The following is a 16,461-nucleotide window of genomic DNA, read 5'->3' as shown; positions in this document are numbered from 1 at the left end:
TAACGTCCTCTTTATCATTAATCATAATTAAAGATTACTTATGCGCCTGACAAGACGCATGTATGTTGAGTTTCTCGTTGTTATTTCACACAAAAACGTTCCATAGCATCTTTACGTAATGTGGTACCTGCTCCTGGGGCGGTAGGTGTTTGATAAAAACCATCTTTGACGATGACTGGATGCTCAAAACAATCCAGTGTCCACGGAATATATTCGAGTAATGAACAAGATGGGTGAGCCATAACTAGGTGTAATTGCGCTTGCATCATATCACCATGATGCGGAGTAACAGGTAAATTAAATGCCATACCGAGATCGGCGATCTCCCACACTGCGGTAATACCGCCACACCGCGTTGCATCTGGCTGTAGATAATCAACCGCGCCTGCTACAACGAATTCTTTATATGTATCAAATTGATAAAGTAATTCACCTAATGCGATTGGGGTTGAAATATGCTCAGCTAAAATTTTATGGCTTAACACATCTTCATGCCACATCGGTTCTTCAAACCAGGTAATATCAAAATCAGCAAGTCGAGTACCGTATTGTTTAGCTGTGCTAATATCCCATTTAGCATTAGCATCAACCATCAATTGCGCATCATTTCCGATTGCATTTCTCACTGCTTCAATGCGTAACATATCATCTTTTGGGTTCGGCTTACCGATTTTCATTTTGATCGCATTAAAACCTTCTTCAAAAATCATTTTCTTACAATCATCGACCAATTCAGGAGTATCGCGAACGAGCCAACCACAGTCTGTATTATAAGCAGCAACTTTGGCTTCTTTGCTGCCCCCCAACACCTTCCATAATGGTTGTTCCACTTCTTTTGCTTTAAGATCCCATAATGCAATATCAATTGCCGATAGTGCCATTTGCATTAAGCCACCCCGACCAACCCAAATATTGGTTGAACTTCGCGATAATTTACGATTTAAATAACGCACTTCAGCAGGATCTTCACCAATGAGCATGGGAGCAAAGACTTCGCTAATAATATTGGTGATTAAGCGGTCTGTAACTAGATCAGCATGCGTACCAGAATAACCATAGCCAACCAGTCCATTATCCGCTTCAATCATGACCCCGGGCATTCCCCAGTGTGTTACCGTATGCGTCGAATCGCCAATAACAGTTTTACTGACAGGAACGTGCATAATGAACGTTTTTAATGAAACAATCTTCATTGAATATCTCCACCGTTAAGTAAATTTAATTTTGCGTTTACACACTAGCAGTTCAAAAAAGTAAAAAACTGTCAAACAATTGACACACTATTAAATAAATTTCAGTTTTATGATGTTGTTCTAAGTTTGGATATTTTTATTTTGTGGTAATGAAAAGTTTAATAGTAATCTACAGGTCATTGCACAATCCCCTTCATATGAGGCGCTGTTTATGCAACACACATTACAGTCACTGAAATCAAATACAAATCTTGATGAATATTTGAAAACAAAAATCAAAACGTTGCTATTAGGTAATAGCTGGTTTAAAGAATTACCGGATTATCTTGTTTGCGCAATCTTAAATATTGCAACACTAAAGCGGTTCCAAGACGGGGATATCATTCATTATTATGGTGATGAAGCAAAAGACATTTATGCCATACTCACTGGCTCGGTAAAAGTCAGTTCAATATCAGCAGAAGGTAATGAGTGTGTTTTTCGTTATTTAGCGCCAGCAAGCTGGTTTGGTGAAATCGGGGTACTAGATCGTTCCCGACGAACTCATGATGCTATCGCAATTAGTCAGACAACATTACTGGTAATTTCTGAAAAAGAGCTACAAACCTTACTGATACAATATCCTATATTTTATAAGTTTTTAGCGAGTTTATTATGTCGAGTGGTAAGAACAGCATTCACCATGCTAAATGATTCAACGCTCTTATCCGTCTCAGCACGGCTTGCAAAAAGATTAGTAAGCCTAGCCGAAGGTTATGGGGTCATCAATCAAGAGGGAATCTTGATTAGCTTACATTTTACACAAGATGACCTCGCGACGCTGACACATTCAGCAAGACAAACGATTAATAAACGGTTGGTTGAGTGGGAAAAATTAGGTTGGTTGAAAGCGCGTTATGGTAAAATTACGATTACCAATATTCAGGCATTAAAACAACTCTACATTGATGAATAACGATATCAATTTATGATAAGCAACCGATGGCGGTTAAAAATCTTTCAATCCTAACGTGATGCTTTATACCATCGTAACCCCCTGAATTTATATTCATGGGTTTTGAGCAACCTCAGTAATAAAACTAATAGCATAATCCGATTTGATTTTATTAAATCTGCTTCCTACTATATGCAATATGCTTTTGATTTATCTCATTTCATTTATATAATCACCGCAAATAAGGATCTTGCATGACGTTATTTCAATTGTTTAAGAACATTCGACCTTATGTTCGTCCTTATCGCTGGCTGGTTATTTTCACACTAATTTTAACGTTTATTGGCTCATTAACGGCACAGGTTAATGCTTGGGTGCTACGCTACACGGTAGATGCGATTAATGCACTTTTGGATTCGCATAAAAGTTTACAAGATGGATTTAATGTGCTGATTTTTATTTCAATAATTCTAATCGGTAAAGAAATTATCAACCTTTTTATCCAGTTTGGGCAAAAATTTTATGGTGAAAAATTACGTATTTATTTATCACAAGATCTCGCGCAAACTGTGATTGAAAAGGTTTTAACCTATCAACTGGCTTTTTATAGTGGTAACGATAATCAACCAGGTAAATTACAGACGCGGATTGATAAAGGTGTTGAAAGCTTAACGCGACTAATTCAAAATTTTTTCATCGATATATTACCGCTTTTTGCCAATGCGATTGTCGCATTACTGATGATGTTTCAAGCTAACGTTTATGTTGGTTTGGTCGGCTTTTGTATCGTCCCCATTTATTACTATACTAGCCGTTTACAAGCGCAAAAACTCACGGTTGGTCGACGCGCAATCAAAACATTACGTGAAAATAAAAGTCAGGGAATTTTAAGTATTATTGAATCGATCCCCGTAATTAAGTCGTTTTTACGAGAAGATATTGAACGAACAAAGCAGATGCAACTGCAAACTGATTTAACAAATAAACAAATGCAAATACGTAAAACCAGTTTTTTCTTTGATGGTTTCAAAACCTTCATTGAACAAATTGGTGTAGTACTCATTATCCTATTAACGACCTATTTCGTATTAACAAATCAGATGACTATCGGCGCAATTATGTTCCACATACTGTTATTCAATAATGTGACTGCACCAATTCGTCGTTTACATTTAATCTATGACCAAATGAATGATGCATTGATTTATTCGGAGGGGTTTTTTGATATTCTCCATGCCGATCATCACATTGAACGCTCTGGTGATTTTTCACCGGCAAAAGTTAATGGCTTATTTGAATTGAAACAAGTTAATTTTACTTATCCTAACAATGAAAAACAAACATTACACAATATTAATATGACGATTGAGCCGGGTAAAATTACAGCATTAGTGGGACTTTCGGGTGCAGGGAAAAGTACGTTAATTAATTTATTAGATAAATTTTATGCTCCCGATTCCGGTCAAATTTTGCTTGATGGCGTTAAATTAGATCAATATGACACGGCTTGTTTACGAAATAATATTGGCTTAGTACTACAAAAAAACCATATTTTTAATGGTACGATTAAAGAAAATATTTTATATGGTAATCCCCTTGCAACCAATGAAGACGTCATTGTGGCAGCTAAACAAGCCTATCTACATGAACAAATTATGAATCTGCCAAAACAATATGAAACGTCAGCCTTATCGCTATCAGGTGGACAGCAACAAAAGATCGCGATTGCCAGAATGTTTTTAAAAAATCCGCCCATTATATTTTTAGATGAACCTACTGCTAGTCTAGATGCTATTTCAACAGAACAGATAAAAAATAGTATGGATGCCATTAAACAAGGGCGAACGGTAGTTATTATTTCACATAGTATTTCACAAATTATTGATGCCGATTGTATCTATGTGCTTGAAAATGGCCATATGGTCGAATCTGGGACCCATGAAGCACTTTACCAAGCAGACGGTGCGTATAAACATATCTTTGATGCAATGGCTCGTAGTCTAAATGTTGAAAAAATTGCTAAGACATTTGAACATGAGACAGAAAATTAAAACACAAACAAATATGTCAGGTGACACTATTTTAGAAAATAGCTAAAATGACAAGCTCATTTCATTCAAAATAATAATTAGTAGAATAAAACAGAATGGCCAAACAAATAAAAGTAATAAAGTGCCCCAATTGTGGTAGTGTTCAAAAGACGGAAATTAAACCAGAACATTATCGCTGTGATAATTGCCAAACCGAGTACTTTTTAGATAATGATGATATTAATATTCATATTCATCATCAAAATCGGCCAACAAAGCCAATCAACGCTTTTACCCATAATCCGACATTAAAAATTGTTTTAGCGTCAATTGGTGTCATTGTGTTGGTGACAGTGTTTACGTTGCTATTTAAACGTCAATCTGACAATCCACCTTCACAAAGCAGAGTGAGTCAAGTACAAAATACCGCATCATCAAGTGGTGTGAATAGCCAACCAACCACCGCTAAAATAACTGAAGTACCGAAGAAATTTCACACTCAGTATGAATATTGCTCAACCATTATTGATAAAGATAAAGCCTATATTCTAACGTTGGAAGATCATTCATATGCATATAATGATCATCATTTCTTTTTTACCATTTATGATTTAACGTCAAATAAAAGCATAAAAGAGCACCCCATTGATAAACTTTCAACCGATAAATTTGGTCAAGTAAAATGGTCATATCTCGATTTTTCCAATGACAAAACCTATTTTGTTGCAAATAACAATACGATATTTCTGCTCGATAAAATAAACGCTAAATTGGATAATATTACCCCGTCTTTATTGCATAATCATCCCGATTATCAAACTGGTTTAGCATCAGTGACAATATCCCAAACAACATCTGGTAATGCATTCCATATTTTAACTAATGACGGTAAAAAGATTTATTATTATCCTTTAATTGATGAAGTGTATGTTGATAATTATGATTTTCAAATGCTCAAAAACCGACCTAAACGAGCCCCTGATGACACTCGAGAACATACCACTTATGATTTTGCTAATCGATATGGTGAAGATAATAAATTAATAAAATTTACCTATGTTAGTTATGATGGAAAACCCCATTTATCGATCCGATCAGCGAACGTTGGCGATGAAAAACTCACAGAGTATGGCAAACATACTGACAGTAATACGGCTTATGATATTGTGATTGATTCTGCTTACCGCCACAATAAACTGGTTACGGTGATGAATCATAAAAACCTTACTCCCAATCGTTTATACTTTGATCCGTCTATTTTATATTCGGATAATCATATTCTGATTATTAAAACAAAAGCTAATGCGGCACCAGGAGCCAATTATAATTACCAACAAATTGATATTGAACATGGTAAAGTCATATGGACTTTATCAGATGAATTATTCACTATAAAAGAAATTACCCCCTACGGTGAGAACTTTATAGCGAAACAAGATTGCAACCAATATGCAATCATTAGCGCCAATGGTAGTCTTATTAAGCGTATTACATTAAAAGATTAAAATAACTATAATGATTAAAATAAAAAAGGAATAAAATATGGCACTAGGCAAATTTTTTAAACGTCAACTTAGAACTGTTATCGAATGGTCGAATCAGGGATCCGATATTTTATTTTCTCAATTTTCGGCACCGACTGATGAAATAAAAAATGCGAGTAAACTCATTATTAATCCAGGTCAAGGATGCATTCTTGTTTATGAAGGGAAAGTCATCGACGTATTAACTGAACAAGGTACTTACGAGCTATCAACCGCTAACCATCCGTTTATTACCAACTTGCTTAAAATTATGCAAAGTTTTGAAAGTGAACATAAAATGAGAGTTTACTTTTTCCGTTTAGCAGAGCTTGTTAATCAAAAATGGGGCACATCAACTCCAATAAAATATGTCGATAGCGTCTACCAGTTCCCGATTGAACTTGGCGCATATGGAACCTATTCTATACGAATCACACAAGCTGAATCATTTTTTACAAATATTATTGGAACGAAAGCCTCTTATACCGCAAATGATCTCCGTCAATTGATAGTATCTCGTATCATACCAAGCATTGCAACACAACTAGCGACTGATCGTTATGCCTATCAGAATATTGATGCTCAATTAGCTAAACTATCACAGGAAATAAAAGAAACGCTGCAAACGATATTTAATGAGTTAGGTTTGTCTTTAACGGATTTTCGTATTGAAGCCACCTCTTTTAATGAAGAAACAGTGCAACGCATCAATAAAATAGCTGATTCACGATCTGATGCACTTGCTGCACAAGCAGTAGGATTAAATTATGTCGATCATGAAAAACTTAAAGCTCTCCGTGATGCTGCTAAAAATGAAGGAGGGCTAGCCGGAGCTGGATTACAGCTAGGTGCCGGATTTGAAGTTGCAAAATCATTTGATTTAAATAAAGGTGGCACAGCGGCTCCCACACAGTCTTCACAAACAGATGATGAAATATTTAATCAACTTAAAAAACTCAAATCATTACTGGATGATGGAATACTGACTCAAGAAGAATTTGATGCTAAAAAGAAGCAGATTTTAGAGCGAATGTAATCAATTATCGTTAGCCATACATAAGCTTAATTGATTTCAGTTTTTATGTAATATAAATATTTAAATAGTCATAATCAATAAGTGTAATATAAGGTAAACGAAAACATTTTAACAAAATATCCAACCGATTGAATCTTCAGATTAAAAAAACAAAAAACCCAGCATTTGCTGGGTTTTTTTATATCTAAATAAATCGCTTATTTAATTTTAGCTTCTTTATAAACAACATGCTGACGAACAACAGGATCATATTTTTTGATCTCCATTTTTTCAGGCATTGTTCTTTTATTTTTGCTAGTTGTATAAAAATGACCAGTACCAGCAGAAGAAACTAGTCTAATTTTTTCACGTACACCTTTAGCCATGATAATTTTCCTTTATAGTTTCTTAGTATTTTTCACCACGGGCACGAAGTTCAGCAAGAACTGCATCAATACCCTTTTTATCAATAGTGCGCATACCTTTAGCTGATACACGTAATTTTACAAAACGTTTTTCACTCTCAATCCAGAAACGGTGAGTTTGAAGATTTGGCAGAAAACGACGTTTAGTAGCATTCATCGCATGCGAACGATTGTTCCCTACTAATGGTTTCTTGCCTGTTACTTGGCATACTCGTGACATGTCAATAATTCTCCGAAATTTCAATGCTTAGGCCTTGGATATAATATGTTAATGGAACATTAACCTCGTCAGGCTTTAGTTTTCTATTAGGTTGTTAAGAACAGTCTTTACAGCCCATAGACCAACTTCTTATACTATACCCACAATAATTAAGGTAGCGAAGTATACGCTGTTATACAAATATTCTCAAGTACTATTACATTTTTGACGTTAAAAAATCCTATTTTTCATTAAAATTGAAAATAGGTTTGCAATAAAAGAATACTAACATATCAGTTATGATACTTTAAGAATCCAACAATCATAATAATGGCTTAGATAGTTATTAACAATTCCTACAATAACTTTTCTTACGCATAGACTATTTTTTTTACTGATTTTTGCTATTATATATCACTTATTTTTAATATTCTGAGTTGTTTAAATTATGTCAACATGGACAATGTCTTGGTGGACTAAGGCTTGTTTTTCGATAATTCGTATTCCAGTCAAATTTTTCGTACAAAGCAAGTCAATCCCAACAGACCCAATACAAGAACTGAATATAGATAAACAAAAACCTATTTTATATGTTCTACCTTACAACTCAAAAATCGATTTGATGGTTGTACGTTCGCTATGTGAAAAATATCAATTACCGGACCCACTACAAGGTGTGAAAACGGATAATGGGTTATTACCCGCTTTTCTTTATATTGATAAAGGACCGGGTATGTTTGCGTCTAATCAACAAAAAAAGAAATCCATTGAGATTATTGGCGAATATATAAAAGCACATAAACATGATAGCGAACTTGATGTGCAAATGTTACCGGTGTCGGTGATGTTCAGTCGCGCACCAGATAAAGAAGGTAAAAAGAAGCTTTCACTTCAAGTGTTAGGTGGAACGCGTAAATTTATTAAAATGATTTTTTCTGGACGTGATTGTTATACTCGCTTTTCAAATACCGTTTCATTCAAGAATTTAGCTGCACAGGTTAACGAAAATGATGAACAAATTACAACCTTAGCACTAAAATTATCACGCGTCGCGCGTATACATTTTTCAAAACAGCGAACTGCATCAGTTGGCCCGACACTGCCTGTCAGACAGCAAATGCTGAGAAAATTACTAAACAATCCTGCATTGACAGACGCAATACAAGAAGAAGCCAAAAGTAAAAATATTTCACTTGAAAAAGCAAGAAAAAATGCATTATCGATGTTAAATGAGATTGCTGCTAATTTTACTTATCGCGCATTAAAAATGACCGATTTTGTATTAACTTGGGCATGGAGTCGCCTCTACCAGGGATTGAAGGTCACAAATGCAGATCCTATCCGTGAACTTGCACAGAATGGGCATGAAATTGTTTACGCACCATGTCATCGGAGTCACATGGATTACTTATTATTATCCTATGTGCTTTATCGACAAGGGCTGGTCCCACCACATATTGCAGCAGGGATTAATCTTAATTTTTGGCCTGCAGGCCCCATATTCCGTCGTTTAGGCGCCTTTTTCATTCGTCGTTCATTTAAGGGGAATAAGCTTTATACTGCAGTATTTCGTGAATATCTTGCTGAACTCTTTATGCGTGGGTACTCTGTTGAATATTTTATTGAAGGTGGGCGCTCGCGAACAGGCCGATTACTTGATCCTAAAACCGGCATGTTAATGATGACCATTCAAACTCTTTTGCGTGGAGATCCAAGACCCATCTCAATCGTACCTGTTTATATTGGTTATGAGCACGTGCTTGAAGTCGCGACTTATGCAAATGAATTACGCGGAGCAACCAAAAAGAAAGAAAGTTTATGGCAAACCATAAAAGCTTTTTTTAAACTCAAAAAACTGGGTTATGGTTATGTCAACTTTGGCCAACCAATCCCGCTAAATCAATTCTTAAATCATCATATTCCAGAATGGCGTGAGGCAATTGACCCAACTGGTGCGGCTAGACCAAACTGGTTAACACCAACCACCAATTTACTGGCTAAAAATATTATGGAAAGCATTAATTCATCTGCCGCAGTTAATGCCATGAATTTATGTTGTTCTATTTTGTTAGCATCTCAGCAAAGTGCTTTAACAAAAAAACGCCTGATTGAACATATTAATCATGCGCTGGTTATGTTGAAGAATGTACCCTATTCTGAACTGATTACCGTGCCAAATAATAGTGCTGAAGAGCTCTTTGAACATGCTAAAGCGATGGGTAAATTTGTTATTACAGAAGATGATGCGGGTGAAATTGTTAGCCTCAGCCCAGAACAAGCGATTTTAATGACTTATTACCGTAATAACATTCAGCACTTGATCATCATTCCGGCGATCATGGCTAGAATCATGGTTAAACATAATCGGATCTCAGCTGATGAGCTGATTGCTCAAGTCTTACGGCTATACCCATTAATAAAATCAGAATTGTTTATTCGTTATGATGAAGAACAACTTTTAACCTATGTTAATAAACTGATTCACAGCTTTGCTGAATTAAATTTGATTAATTATACGCCTGAGCGCATCACGCTTAATTACCTTAAAATTGCCTCAATGCAGCTACTTGCATCAGGCTCAAAAGATACATTACAACGTTATGCTATCGCGTTTTCATTACTGCAAAAAGATCCGGCCATGAGCCGTGCAAGTCTTGAAAAAGAGAGTAGGCTGATTGCTGAACGGCTCTCTGTTTTGCATGGAATCAATGCACCAGAGTTTTTTGATAAAGGCGTGTTCTCGACATTAGTTTCGACGTTACGTGAACAAGGCTATCTCGATGATAAAGACGAGGGTAGTTTAGATAAAATTAAACTGATGAATGAAACGCTTAAGCCACTTATCACCAGCAGAGTATTACAAACGATTGAAGAGATTTATTAAAAATAATTAAGTAATATACCGACAAAAATCGTCAATCCTACGTAATTATTATTGAGGAACGCCTTAAAACAGCGTTCCCGTTCTCTCTCTTTGATCAGTCGTTGTTGATATATAAATAATCCTGCGACAACGCTCAATGCAATGTAAAACATGATCGATAATTGGCTGGTAACAGCAAGCACCGCAAATAGAATAAGTGTCGTAAACTGTAACAAACCAATAATGAATTTATCATGTTGTCCGAATAAAATCGCTGTCGATTTGATACCAATTTTTAAATCATCATTGCGATCAACCATCGCGTACTGTGTATCATAAGCGATGGTCCAGCAAATATTGGCAATAAATAATAACCAGCAGCTTATCGGAAATGAGCCAATACTTGCAGCATAAACCATTGGAATTCCCCAACTAAAGGCAACACCTAACACCACTTGTGGTAGGTTTGTATACCTTTTCATAAAAGGATAGATTAATGTCGTTAATAAGGCAAAACATGCAATTAGCCAGCTTAATGGTGGGAGTGTTAGTAATAGTAAAACAGAAATAACAATTAACACCGCAAATGTCATCAAGGCATTTTTCGCCTTGAGTCTACCACTCGCTAAAGGACGATGCTTGGTTCGTTCAACATGGCCATCAAATTCACGATCAGCAAAATCATTAATAACGCAACCCGCAGCCCGCATACTAATGACGCCAAAGGTAAACACAATAAAGTGATGCCATGAGGGAGAGCCAGTTAACCAAAGAGCCCAAAAAGTCGGCCAAAGTAACAACAAAGTCCCTATCGGCTTATCTAGCCGCATTAACTGACAATATGCAAGAACAGTTTTATTCATATAACAATCATAACGTAATCAATTATTGAGACAAAGTATAGATGAATATCTTGTACAAGTGAAATGCTATTGATTCAGGATAATCGCAGGTTAAAGCACAACGAGCTATTATAGCTAAATACTAGCCGAAGATATGACCATAATGAAAAGGATGGGCACCCCTAGCTTAACCCCATGCATAAGTTAAATGATTAAGCTGTGTTACGAATAATAGTAAAGAATCTTGTTTTGCAAATTAAATGATTAAAAAAAGAATACATTGCTATATTTTTCAGATAAAATCGTTAAATCTTTTCTCGCTAACAACCGGAGATGAAATGAAAATAGCAAAAGATAGCGTTGTAAGCCTTGCTTACCAAGTTCGTACTAAAGATGGTGTATTAGTTGATGAAGCTACAGCCGTTGCACCACTTGAATATTTACACGGTGCAGGAAACTTAATCAAAGGGTTAGAAGACGCACTAGAAGGCCGACAAGCTGGAGATAAATTTGATGTTGAAGTTGCATCAAATAATGCCTACGGTGATTACAACGATAATTTAGTACAACAAGTGCCTCGTGATGTTTTCGTTGGTGTTGATGATTTAGAAGTTGGTATGCGCTTTTTAGCTGATACCGAGCATGGGCCGGTACCCGTTGAAATCACAGCTATCGATGGCGACAAAGTCACAGTTGATGGAAACCATATGTTAGCAGGCCAAGACTTAAAATTTAATGTTGAAGTCATTAATGTACGCGAAGCAACTGACCAAGAATTAGCGCATGGTCACGTTCATGGCGCGCATGGTCATGATCATGGTGAGGATGGTTGTTGTGGTGGCCATGGTCATCATGATGAAGAAGAAGATGATGGATGCTGTGGCGGCGGTCACGGTGGTTGTGGATGCCGACATTAATCTTTTAACGTCATAAACCATATTACTGCACCATTATTTGTCAGCAATTATGCTCACTTTGTAATGGTGCATTTTTATATCCATTGTTAGCCGAAATTGGCAAAAATTTTTGTTTTTTGCGATCTCTTTTATAAAAACTCGCTGGAGTATTCGCCTGACGCTTTATTATCTACACAATATGATGTAGTTATAACTCAGTAAGGTTGTATAGACATATGATGCCACGAGAAAAACTGCTTAAATTTGGCGCAGAATCACTGACTGATCATGAATTATTAGCCATCTTTTTACGAACGGGTACACGCGGTTTGCCAGTACTCACATTATCACAAAATCTATTAAATGAATTTGGATCGTTATATCACTTAATGAGTGCCAGCGAACATCAATTTTGCCAAAAGCTTGGCCTTGGTAAAGTAAAATATACACAACTTAAAGCCGTAATTGAATTATCTCACCGCTATTTAAAAGTAAAAATGCTTTGTCAAAGTTCCCTGACGTCACCAAACCTGACTCATCATTACCTTGCCAGTCGTTTAGCTGATAAAGACCGTGAAATATTTTTGGTCATTTTTCTAAATAATCAAAATAATGTCATAGAGGCGGAAGAAATGTTTGTAGGCACTTACAATTCTGTAGAGGTACACCCTAGAGAGATTGTTCGACAAGCATTAAAATATAATGCAGCGGCATTAATCTTAGCACATAATCACCCATCCGGAATGGCTGAACCAAGCCAAGCAGATCGCCATATCACTCACCAGATTGAGCAAGCTTGTGATTTAGTCGATATACGCATTATTGATCATTTTGTTATCGGCAAAGGTGAATATGTCTCTTTTGCTGAACGAGGTTGGCTGTAGAGCTTTTTCAGATTACACCTGCCTCAAATAACGTGTATGGCTAGTGAATAAAATAGCCACGATATATCGTGGCTAAATAAGTGAAAATGAATAATAAGACTAATTATTAATGCAAGACACTTTTGCGTTACCATTTGCTTGACTCATATCAAAAATTCTACCGTCATTACTAAATACTATATATTGATTATTTGTATTATTCTTCGATTGTGAGGACCAAAAATAAAGCGTACTTTCAAAGTCAATATTTGTATAGTATGTAAAACTAGCACTCCCCCATTCAGCGAATAATCCACCTGCAATACGCCGTTGGTAACGATTGTCCTGCCCAGATAAGCCACCAGTCCAACCATCGCCATTAGCATTCGTATAATTAGCTATTGTTGGTAGACTATAGCCTAAATCCGTACAGTATGTTTGTGCTGTACTGTAGCTAATCGGATCAGTTCGTTTTGCGATAAACCAAGTTTGAATTTTAAATGTATAAAGTACCGTGTTTCCAGCCTTTAATGTAAACTCGGTTGGCGTAAATGCCATCGCTTGAGCCTTAGTAGAACCATCACCAGGCCCGGTCAACTCAACTTTTACACCGTTATCACTTTGTGTCAATGTTAAACCTAACGGTGACGTTGACGGTGTCTTACTATAAGTTACAGTATTGGAAATGGCACTCTCTAGTAATAAAGTGAAATAAAATCCTTTAGCACCGATTGTGGGAAAATTACTTGAAGAATTCGTGATATCTTGTAGTTTAAACCCCTTTGTTGCATCCCATTGTTCGGATGGCCCATCATAACTACCACCACTACTAGTTAAATTGGGTTGAGCATAACATGCATAGGGTGCGTCAGATTTAGGAGCAATGTAATAAGTTGTCGTTGCTTCAGTAAAACTAGAAGAATTAGGAATCCCGTACTGAGTCGAGAGTACACCAGCAGTGCTTGTTAATGTTACTTGATAAGGGGAAAAGCAATTGGTTAATATATCAGAACGTTCGATTTGACGGCCTAATGAATCTTTAATCATCACACTAAGACTTCCTGTGGCGCTAATATTACCATCATCGTCATCATCCGCCCAGTAGTGATAAGGATCTTTCATTAATGAATCAAGACTGATTGTTTGCGTTGGATCTGTTGCAGATGTCACGGTGGTCGAAACAGGGACTAACATATCAATGTTCGCCATAGTCTGCCCTTCTACTGGGAGTACTATCGGATTTGATGCGGTGGAGTTATTATCTACTTTTGTGTATAACGTGCCATCAGATAGCTTTATCCAAAGTAATTCATCTGTAGTCGTGACTTTAGTAATACCACCATCATAGGTAAGGTAGGGTGCAGTGCCTTGTATACTATAAGCGGTGGTTGAGGTTAACCCCGCATTAGCACTGCAAGTTGCAAGTAAAACAAGTAATGCACTTGCTAAATTCAGTTTAGCGCATATTTTCAAACAAAACGTTTTAAGCAGACAGGTACCACCTTCTGATTCGTCATAGAAGTTAATCATTTAATCTTTCCTTATACCGTTATCGTATTTTTATATTTTTATATTTTTATATTTTTATATTTTTATATTTTTATATTTTTATATTTTTATATTTTTATATTTTTATATTTTTATATTTTTATATTTTTATATTTTTATATTTTTATATTTTACAATACCTTATATATCATGATGAAATGTTAGTCAATTTACACCGATGATTTATTTATAAATTTTAATAAATCTAATTGTAACGGTTTTATGTATACTATACAACATAGTATAAATGGAAATAGTCATTGAAAAGCATTGTTTTAGTATTTGTTTAAGTAAACGTAGAGAAATTAATTCAAACATAATGTTTGTTTTAGCGATAAATTGCCTATAATAAGCAAATCATATATCACACGAGTCATTATGAATAAGTTAATAGAAAGACAGATCGAACAATTGGAAACTAAAATAAGCTTTCAAGAAATGACAATTGAAGAACTGAATCAAATGGTTATTCAATTGCAGTCAGAAATGGCTAAATTAAAAGAACAACTAACATTAGTATCTAAAAAGTTACAAGCCACGCATACATCAAATATTGCGAGTATGTCTGAAGAAACCCCTCCGCCACATTATTAAAATCATTGGCAAAATGGTTATATAGAAAAATATAAACTGGCACAGAATAAAATAGAGCAACTGAGTATATTATTGTTATAAAAAAACCGACATTAAGTCGGTTTTTTATTACATACTAGAATATTTATTCAGCAGATGCTTCTGCTTCAACAGCAGGACGATCAACTAATTCAATATAAGCCATTGGTGCATTATCACCAGCACGGAAGCCACATTTTAGTATGCGAACATATCCACCAGGACGGTTTGCGAAACGCGGACCTAAATCTGAAAATAATTTTTTTACTGCATCCGCATTACGGATACGAGCAAAAGCCAAACGACGATTAGCCACACTATCGCTTTTGGCTAACGTAATTAACGGTTCAACTACTCGACGCAGCTCTTTAGCCTTAGGTAAAGTTGTCTTGATAATTTCGTGTTCAACAAGCGAACTTGTCATATTACGAAACATAGCTTGACGATGACTGCTATTACGATTCAGTTGACGACCACTTTTACGATGGCGCATAACTTTATCCTTCTTATATAAACTTTAATTAGTCTTCAACAATACTTGCCGGTGGCCAATTCTCAAGGCGCATACCAAGAGATAAACCACGAGAAGCGAGCACATCCTTAATTTCAGTAAGCGATTTCTTACCAAGATTAGGGGTTTTTAATAACTCAACTTCAGTACGTTGTACTAAATCACCAATGTAATGAACTGCTTCTGCTTTTAGACAGTTTGCAGAACGAACGGTTAATTCCAAATCATCTACTGGACGTAGTAGAATTGGATCAAATTCTGGTTTGTCTTCTTTAACTTCTGGTTGACGAACATCACGTAAGTCAACAAAAGCTTCAAGCTGTTCAGCCAAAATTGTAGATGCACGACGAATTGACTCTTCTGGATCAATAGTACCGTTAGTTTCCATATCGATAACTAATTTATCTAAATCCGTACGTTGTTCAACACGCGCTGCTTCTACAGAATAGGCTATTCTGTCGATTGGACTGAAACATGCATCAACAAGTAGACGACCAATTGGACGTTCTTCGTCTTCTGTACGTACACGAGCAGAAGCAGGAACGTATCCACGACCTCTTTGTACACGAATACGCATACTAATTGAAGCATTAGCATCAGTAAGATGACAAATCACAAGATCCGGATTGACGATCTCAACATCACCATCATGAATAATATCACTTGCAGTAACAACACCTGCTCCTGATTTATTCAGAGTTAACATTACATCATCTTTAGAATGTACTTTGACTGCTAATTTTTTAAGATTTAACAGAATATCAAGCACATCCTCCTGGACGCCTTCTTTAGTACTGTATTCATGCAACACACCATCAATCTCAACTTCCGTTACAGCACATCCCGGCATTGATGACAATAAAATACGGCGCAGTGCATTGCCTAGTGTGTGACCAAAACCACGCTCAAGTGGCTCTAAAGTCACTTTTGCGTGTGTTTGATTGTATTGAACAACATCAACTAGGTGAGGTTTTAAAAACTCTGTTACAGAACCCTGCATTGTGTCC

15 protein-coding genes are annotated in these 16,461 nt (G+C 36.1%); 8 read left to right on the top strand and 7 right to left on the bottom strand.

Annotated elements, in window-relative coordinates; translation table 11 throughout:
* Positions 1 to 80: 80 nt before the first annotated feature.
* Positions 81 to 1,193 carry a mandelate racemase/muconate lactonizing enzyme family protein gene (locus tag ABEA36_RS08985; RefSeq protein ID WP_345491292.1) on the bottom strand — a complete coding sequence of 371 codons (1,113 nt, stop codon included), beginning with the start codon at positions 1,191 to 1,193 and terminating at the stop codon, positions 81 to 83.
* A gap of 211 nt (positions 1,194 to 1,404) precedes the next feature.
* Here ABEA36_RS08985 and ABEA36_RS08980 point away from each other — a divergent pair, with 211 nt between their 5' ends.
* The 4 genes from ABEA36_RS08980 to ABEA36_RS08965 all read left to right on the top strand — a co-directional run bounded on the left by ABEA36_RS08980 (position 1,405) and on the right by ABEA36_RS08965 (position 6,716).
* Positions 1,405 to 2,148 (top strand): Crp/Fnr family transcriptional regulator, encoded by a 744-nt coding sequence (locus ABEA36_RS08980; protein ID WP_345491290.1) that lies wholly within the window; start codon positions 1,405 to 1,407, stop codon positions 2,146 to 2,148.
* 233 nt (positions 2,149 to 2,381) lie between these two features.
* A complete protein-coding gene (locus ABEA36_RS08975) occupies positions 2,382 to 4,178 on the top strand; it encodes an ABC transporter ATP-binding protein (protein ID WP_345491288.1) in 1,797 nt (598 codons plus the stop codon).
* A 95-nt stretch (positions 4,179 to 4,273) separates the two neighbouring features.
* Complete coding sequence (locus ABEA36_RS08970; protein WP_345491286.1) at positions 4,274 to 5,662, top strand: hypothetical protein; 1,389 nt, start codon at positions 4,274 to 4,276, stop codon at positions 5,660 to 5,662.
* Between the two features lie 37 nt (positions 5,663 to 5,699).
* Positions 5,700 to 6,716, top strand: a complete 1,017-nt coding sequence (locus tag ABEA36_RS08965; RefSeq protein ID WP_345491284.1) for an SPFH domain-containing protein — start codon at positions 5,700 to 5,702, stop codon at positions 6,714 to 6,716.
* A gap of 197 nt (positions 6,717 to 6,913) precedes the next feature.
* On the opposite strand, the gene rpmG is transcribed toward ABEA36_RS08965, so the two are convergent.
* Both rpmG and rpmB read right to left on the bottom strand, forming a co-directional pair.
* Positions 6,914 to 7,081, bottom strand: coding sequence for a 50S ribosomal protein L33 (gene rpmG / locus ABEA36_RS08960; RefSeq protein ID WP_034884348.1), 168 nt, complete (start codon positions 7,079 to 7,081; stop codon positions 6,914 to 6,916).
* 22 nt (positions 7,082 to 7,103) lie between these two features.
* Positions 7,104 to 7,340 (bottom strand): 50S ribosomal protein L28, encoded by a 237-nt coding sequence (gene rpmB, locus ABEA36_RS08955; protein WP_065558426.1) that lies wholly within the window; start codon positions 7,338 to 7,340, stop codon positions 7,104 to 7,106.
* Between the two features lie 427 nt (positions 7,341 to 7,767).
* Between rpmB and plsB the strand changes: the two genes are divergently transcribed.
* Complete coding sequence (gene plsB, locus ABEA36_RS08950) at positions 7,768 to 10,203, top strand: glycerol-3-phosphate 1-O-acyltransferase PlsB (RefSeq protein ID WP_345491253.1); 2,436 nt, start codon at positions 7,768 to 7,770, stop codon at positions 10,201 to 10,203.
* Here plsB and ubiA read toward each other — a convergent pair.
* On the bottom strand, positions 10,200 to 11,045 hold the full coding sequence (gene ubiA / locus ABEA36_RS08945) for a 4-hydroxybenzoate octaprenyltransferase (RefSeq protein WP_345491252.1): 846 nt from the start codon (positions 11,043 to 11,045) through the stop codon (positions 10,200 to 10,202). The genes plsB and ubiA overlap by 4 nt on opposite strands.
* A 317-nt stretch (positions 11,046 to 11,362) precedes the next feature.
* Between ubiA and slyD the strand changes: the two genes are divergently transcribed.
* Together slyD and radC are read left to right on the top strand one after the other, a co-directional pair.
* Positions 11,363 to 11,941 (top strand): peptidylprolyl isomerase, encoded by a 579-nt coding sequence (slyD, locus tag ABEA36_RS08940; RefSeq protein WP_345491251.1) that lies wholly within the window; start codon positions 11,363 to 11,365, stop codon positions 11,939 to 11,941.
* 215 nt (positions 11,942 to 12,156) lie between these two features.
* Positions 12,157 to 12,804: a RadC family protein gene (gene radC, locus ABEA36_RS08935; protein ID WP_345491250.1), complete on the top strand. Its 648-nt coding sequence runs from the start codon at positions 12,157 to 12,159 to the stop codon at positions 12,802 to 12,804.
* Positions 12,805 to 12,903: 99 nt separating this feature from the next.
* Here radC and ABEA36_RS08930 read toward each other — a convergent pair whose 3' ends face one another.
* Positions 12,904 to 14,313, bottom strand: a complete 1,410-nt coding sequence (locus ABEA36_RS08930) for a hypothetical protein (protein ID WP_345491249.1) — start codon at positions 14,311 to 14,313, stop codon at positions 12,904 to 12,906.
* A 396-nt stretch (positions 14,314 to 14,709) separates the two neighbouring features.
* On the opposite strand from ABEA36_RS08930, the gene ABEA36_RS08925 reads away from it, so the two are divergent.
* The gene (locus tag ABEA36_RS08925) at positions 14,710 to 14,925 is read left to right on the top strand and encodes a SlyX family protein (protein WP_345491248.1); all 216 of its coding nucleotides are present in this window, start codon (positions 14,710 to 14,712) and stop codon (positions 14,923 to 14,925) included.
* A gap of 124 nt (positions 14,926 to 15,049) precedes the next feature.
* On the opposite strand, the gene rplQ is transcribed toward ABEA36_RS08925, so the two are convergent.
* Positions 15,050 to 15,436, bottom strand: coding sequence for a 50S ribosomal protein L17 (gene rplQ, locus ABEA36_RS08920; protein ID WP_345491247.1), 387 nt, complete (start codon positions 15,434 to 15,436; stop codon positions 15,050 to 15,052).
* A gap of 28 nt (positions 15,437 to 15,464) precedes the next feature.
* Entirely contained in the window at positions 15,465 to 16,454 is a 990-nt protein-coding gene (locus tag ABEA36_RS08915; protein ID WP_345491246.1) for a DNA-directed RNA polymerase subunit alpha, read from the bottom strand.
* Between the last annotated feature and the right edge of the window lie 7 nt (positions 16,455 to 16,461).

Origin of the sequence: Orbus sasakiae (assembly GCF_039542345.1) — a bacterium.
Lineage (GTDB): Bacteria > Pseudomonadota > Gammaproteobacteria > Enterobacterales > Orbaceae > Orbus > Orbus sasakiae.
The sequence above is the reverse complement of the archived record's forward strand: the minus strand, read 5'-3'. Positions and strand labels throughout refer to the sequence as shown.

Excerpts from the sequence above, each read along its gene's own strand:
- ABEA36_RS08985 (WP_345491292.1), bottom strand. The coding sequence starts at position 1,193 with ATGAAGATTGTTTCATTAAAAACGTTCATTATGCACGTTCCTGTCAGT.
- ABEA36_RS08980 (WP_345491290.1), top strand. The coding sequence starts at position 1,405 with ATGCAACACACATTACAGTCACTGAAATCAAATACAAATCTTGATGAA.
- ABEA36_RS08975 (WP_345491288.1), top strand. The coding sequence starts at position 2,382 with ATGACGTTATTTCAATTGTTTAAGAACATTCGACCTTATGTTCGTCCT.
- ABEA36_RS08970 (WP_345491286.1), top strand. The coding sequence starts at position 4,274 with ATGGCCAAACAAATAAAAGTAATAAAGTGCCCCAATTGTGGTAGTGTT.
- ABEA36_RS08965 (WP_345491284.1), top strand. The coding sequence starts at position 5,700 with ATGGCACTAGGCAAATTTTTTAAACGTCAACTTAGAACTGTTATCGAA.
- rpmG (WP_034884348.1), bottom strand. The coding sequence starts at position 7,081 with ATGGCTAAAGGTGTACGTGAAAAAATTAGACTAGTTTCTTCTGCTGGT.
- rpmB (WP_065558426.1), bottom strand. The coding sequence starts at position 7,340 with ATGTCACGAGTATGCCAAGTAACAGGCAAGAAACCATTAGTAGGGAAC.
- plsB (WP_345491253.1), top strand. The coding sequence starts at position 7,768 with ATGTCAACATGGACAATGTCTTGGTGGACTAAGGCTTGTTTTTCGATA.
- ubiA (WP_345491252.1), bottom strand. The coding sequence starts at position 11,045 with ATGAATAAAACTGTTCTTGCATATTGTCAGTTAATGCGGCTAGATAAG.
- slyD (WP_345491251.1), top strand. The coding sequence starts at position 11,363 with ATGAAAATAGCAAAAGATAGCGTTGTAAGCCTTGCTTACCAAGTTCGT.
- radC (WP_345491250.1), top strand. The coding sequence starts at position 12,157 with ATGATGCCACGAGAAAAACTGCTTAAATTTGGCGCAGAATCACTGACT.
- ABEA36_RS08930 (WP_345491249.1), bottom strand. The coding sequence starts at position 14,313 with ATGATTAACTTCTATGACGAATCAGAAGGTGGTACCTGTCTGCTTAAA.
- ABEA36_RS08925 (WP_345491248.1), top strand. The coding sequence starts at position 14,710 with ATGAATAAGTTAATAGAAAGACAGATCGAACAATTGGAAACTAAAATA.
- rplQ (WP_345491247.1), bottom strand. The coding sequence starts at position 15,436 with ATGCGCCATCGTAAAAGTGGTCGTCAACTGAATCGTAATAGCAGTCAT.
- ABEA36_RS08915 (WP_345491246.1), bottom strand. The coding sequence starts at position 16,454 with ATGCAGGGTTCTGTAACAGAGTTTTTAAAACCTCACCTAGTTGATGTT.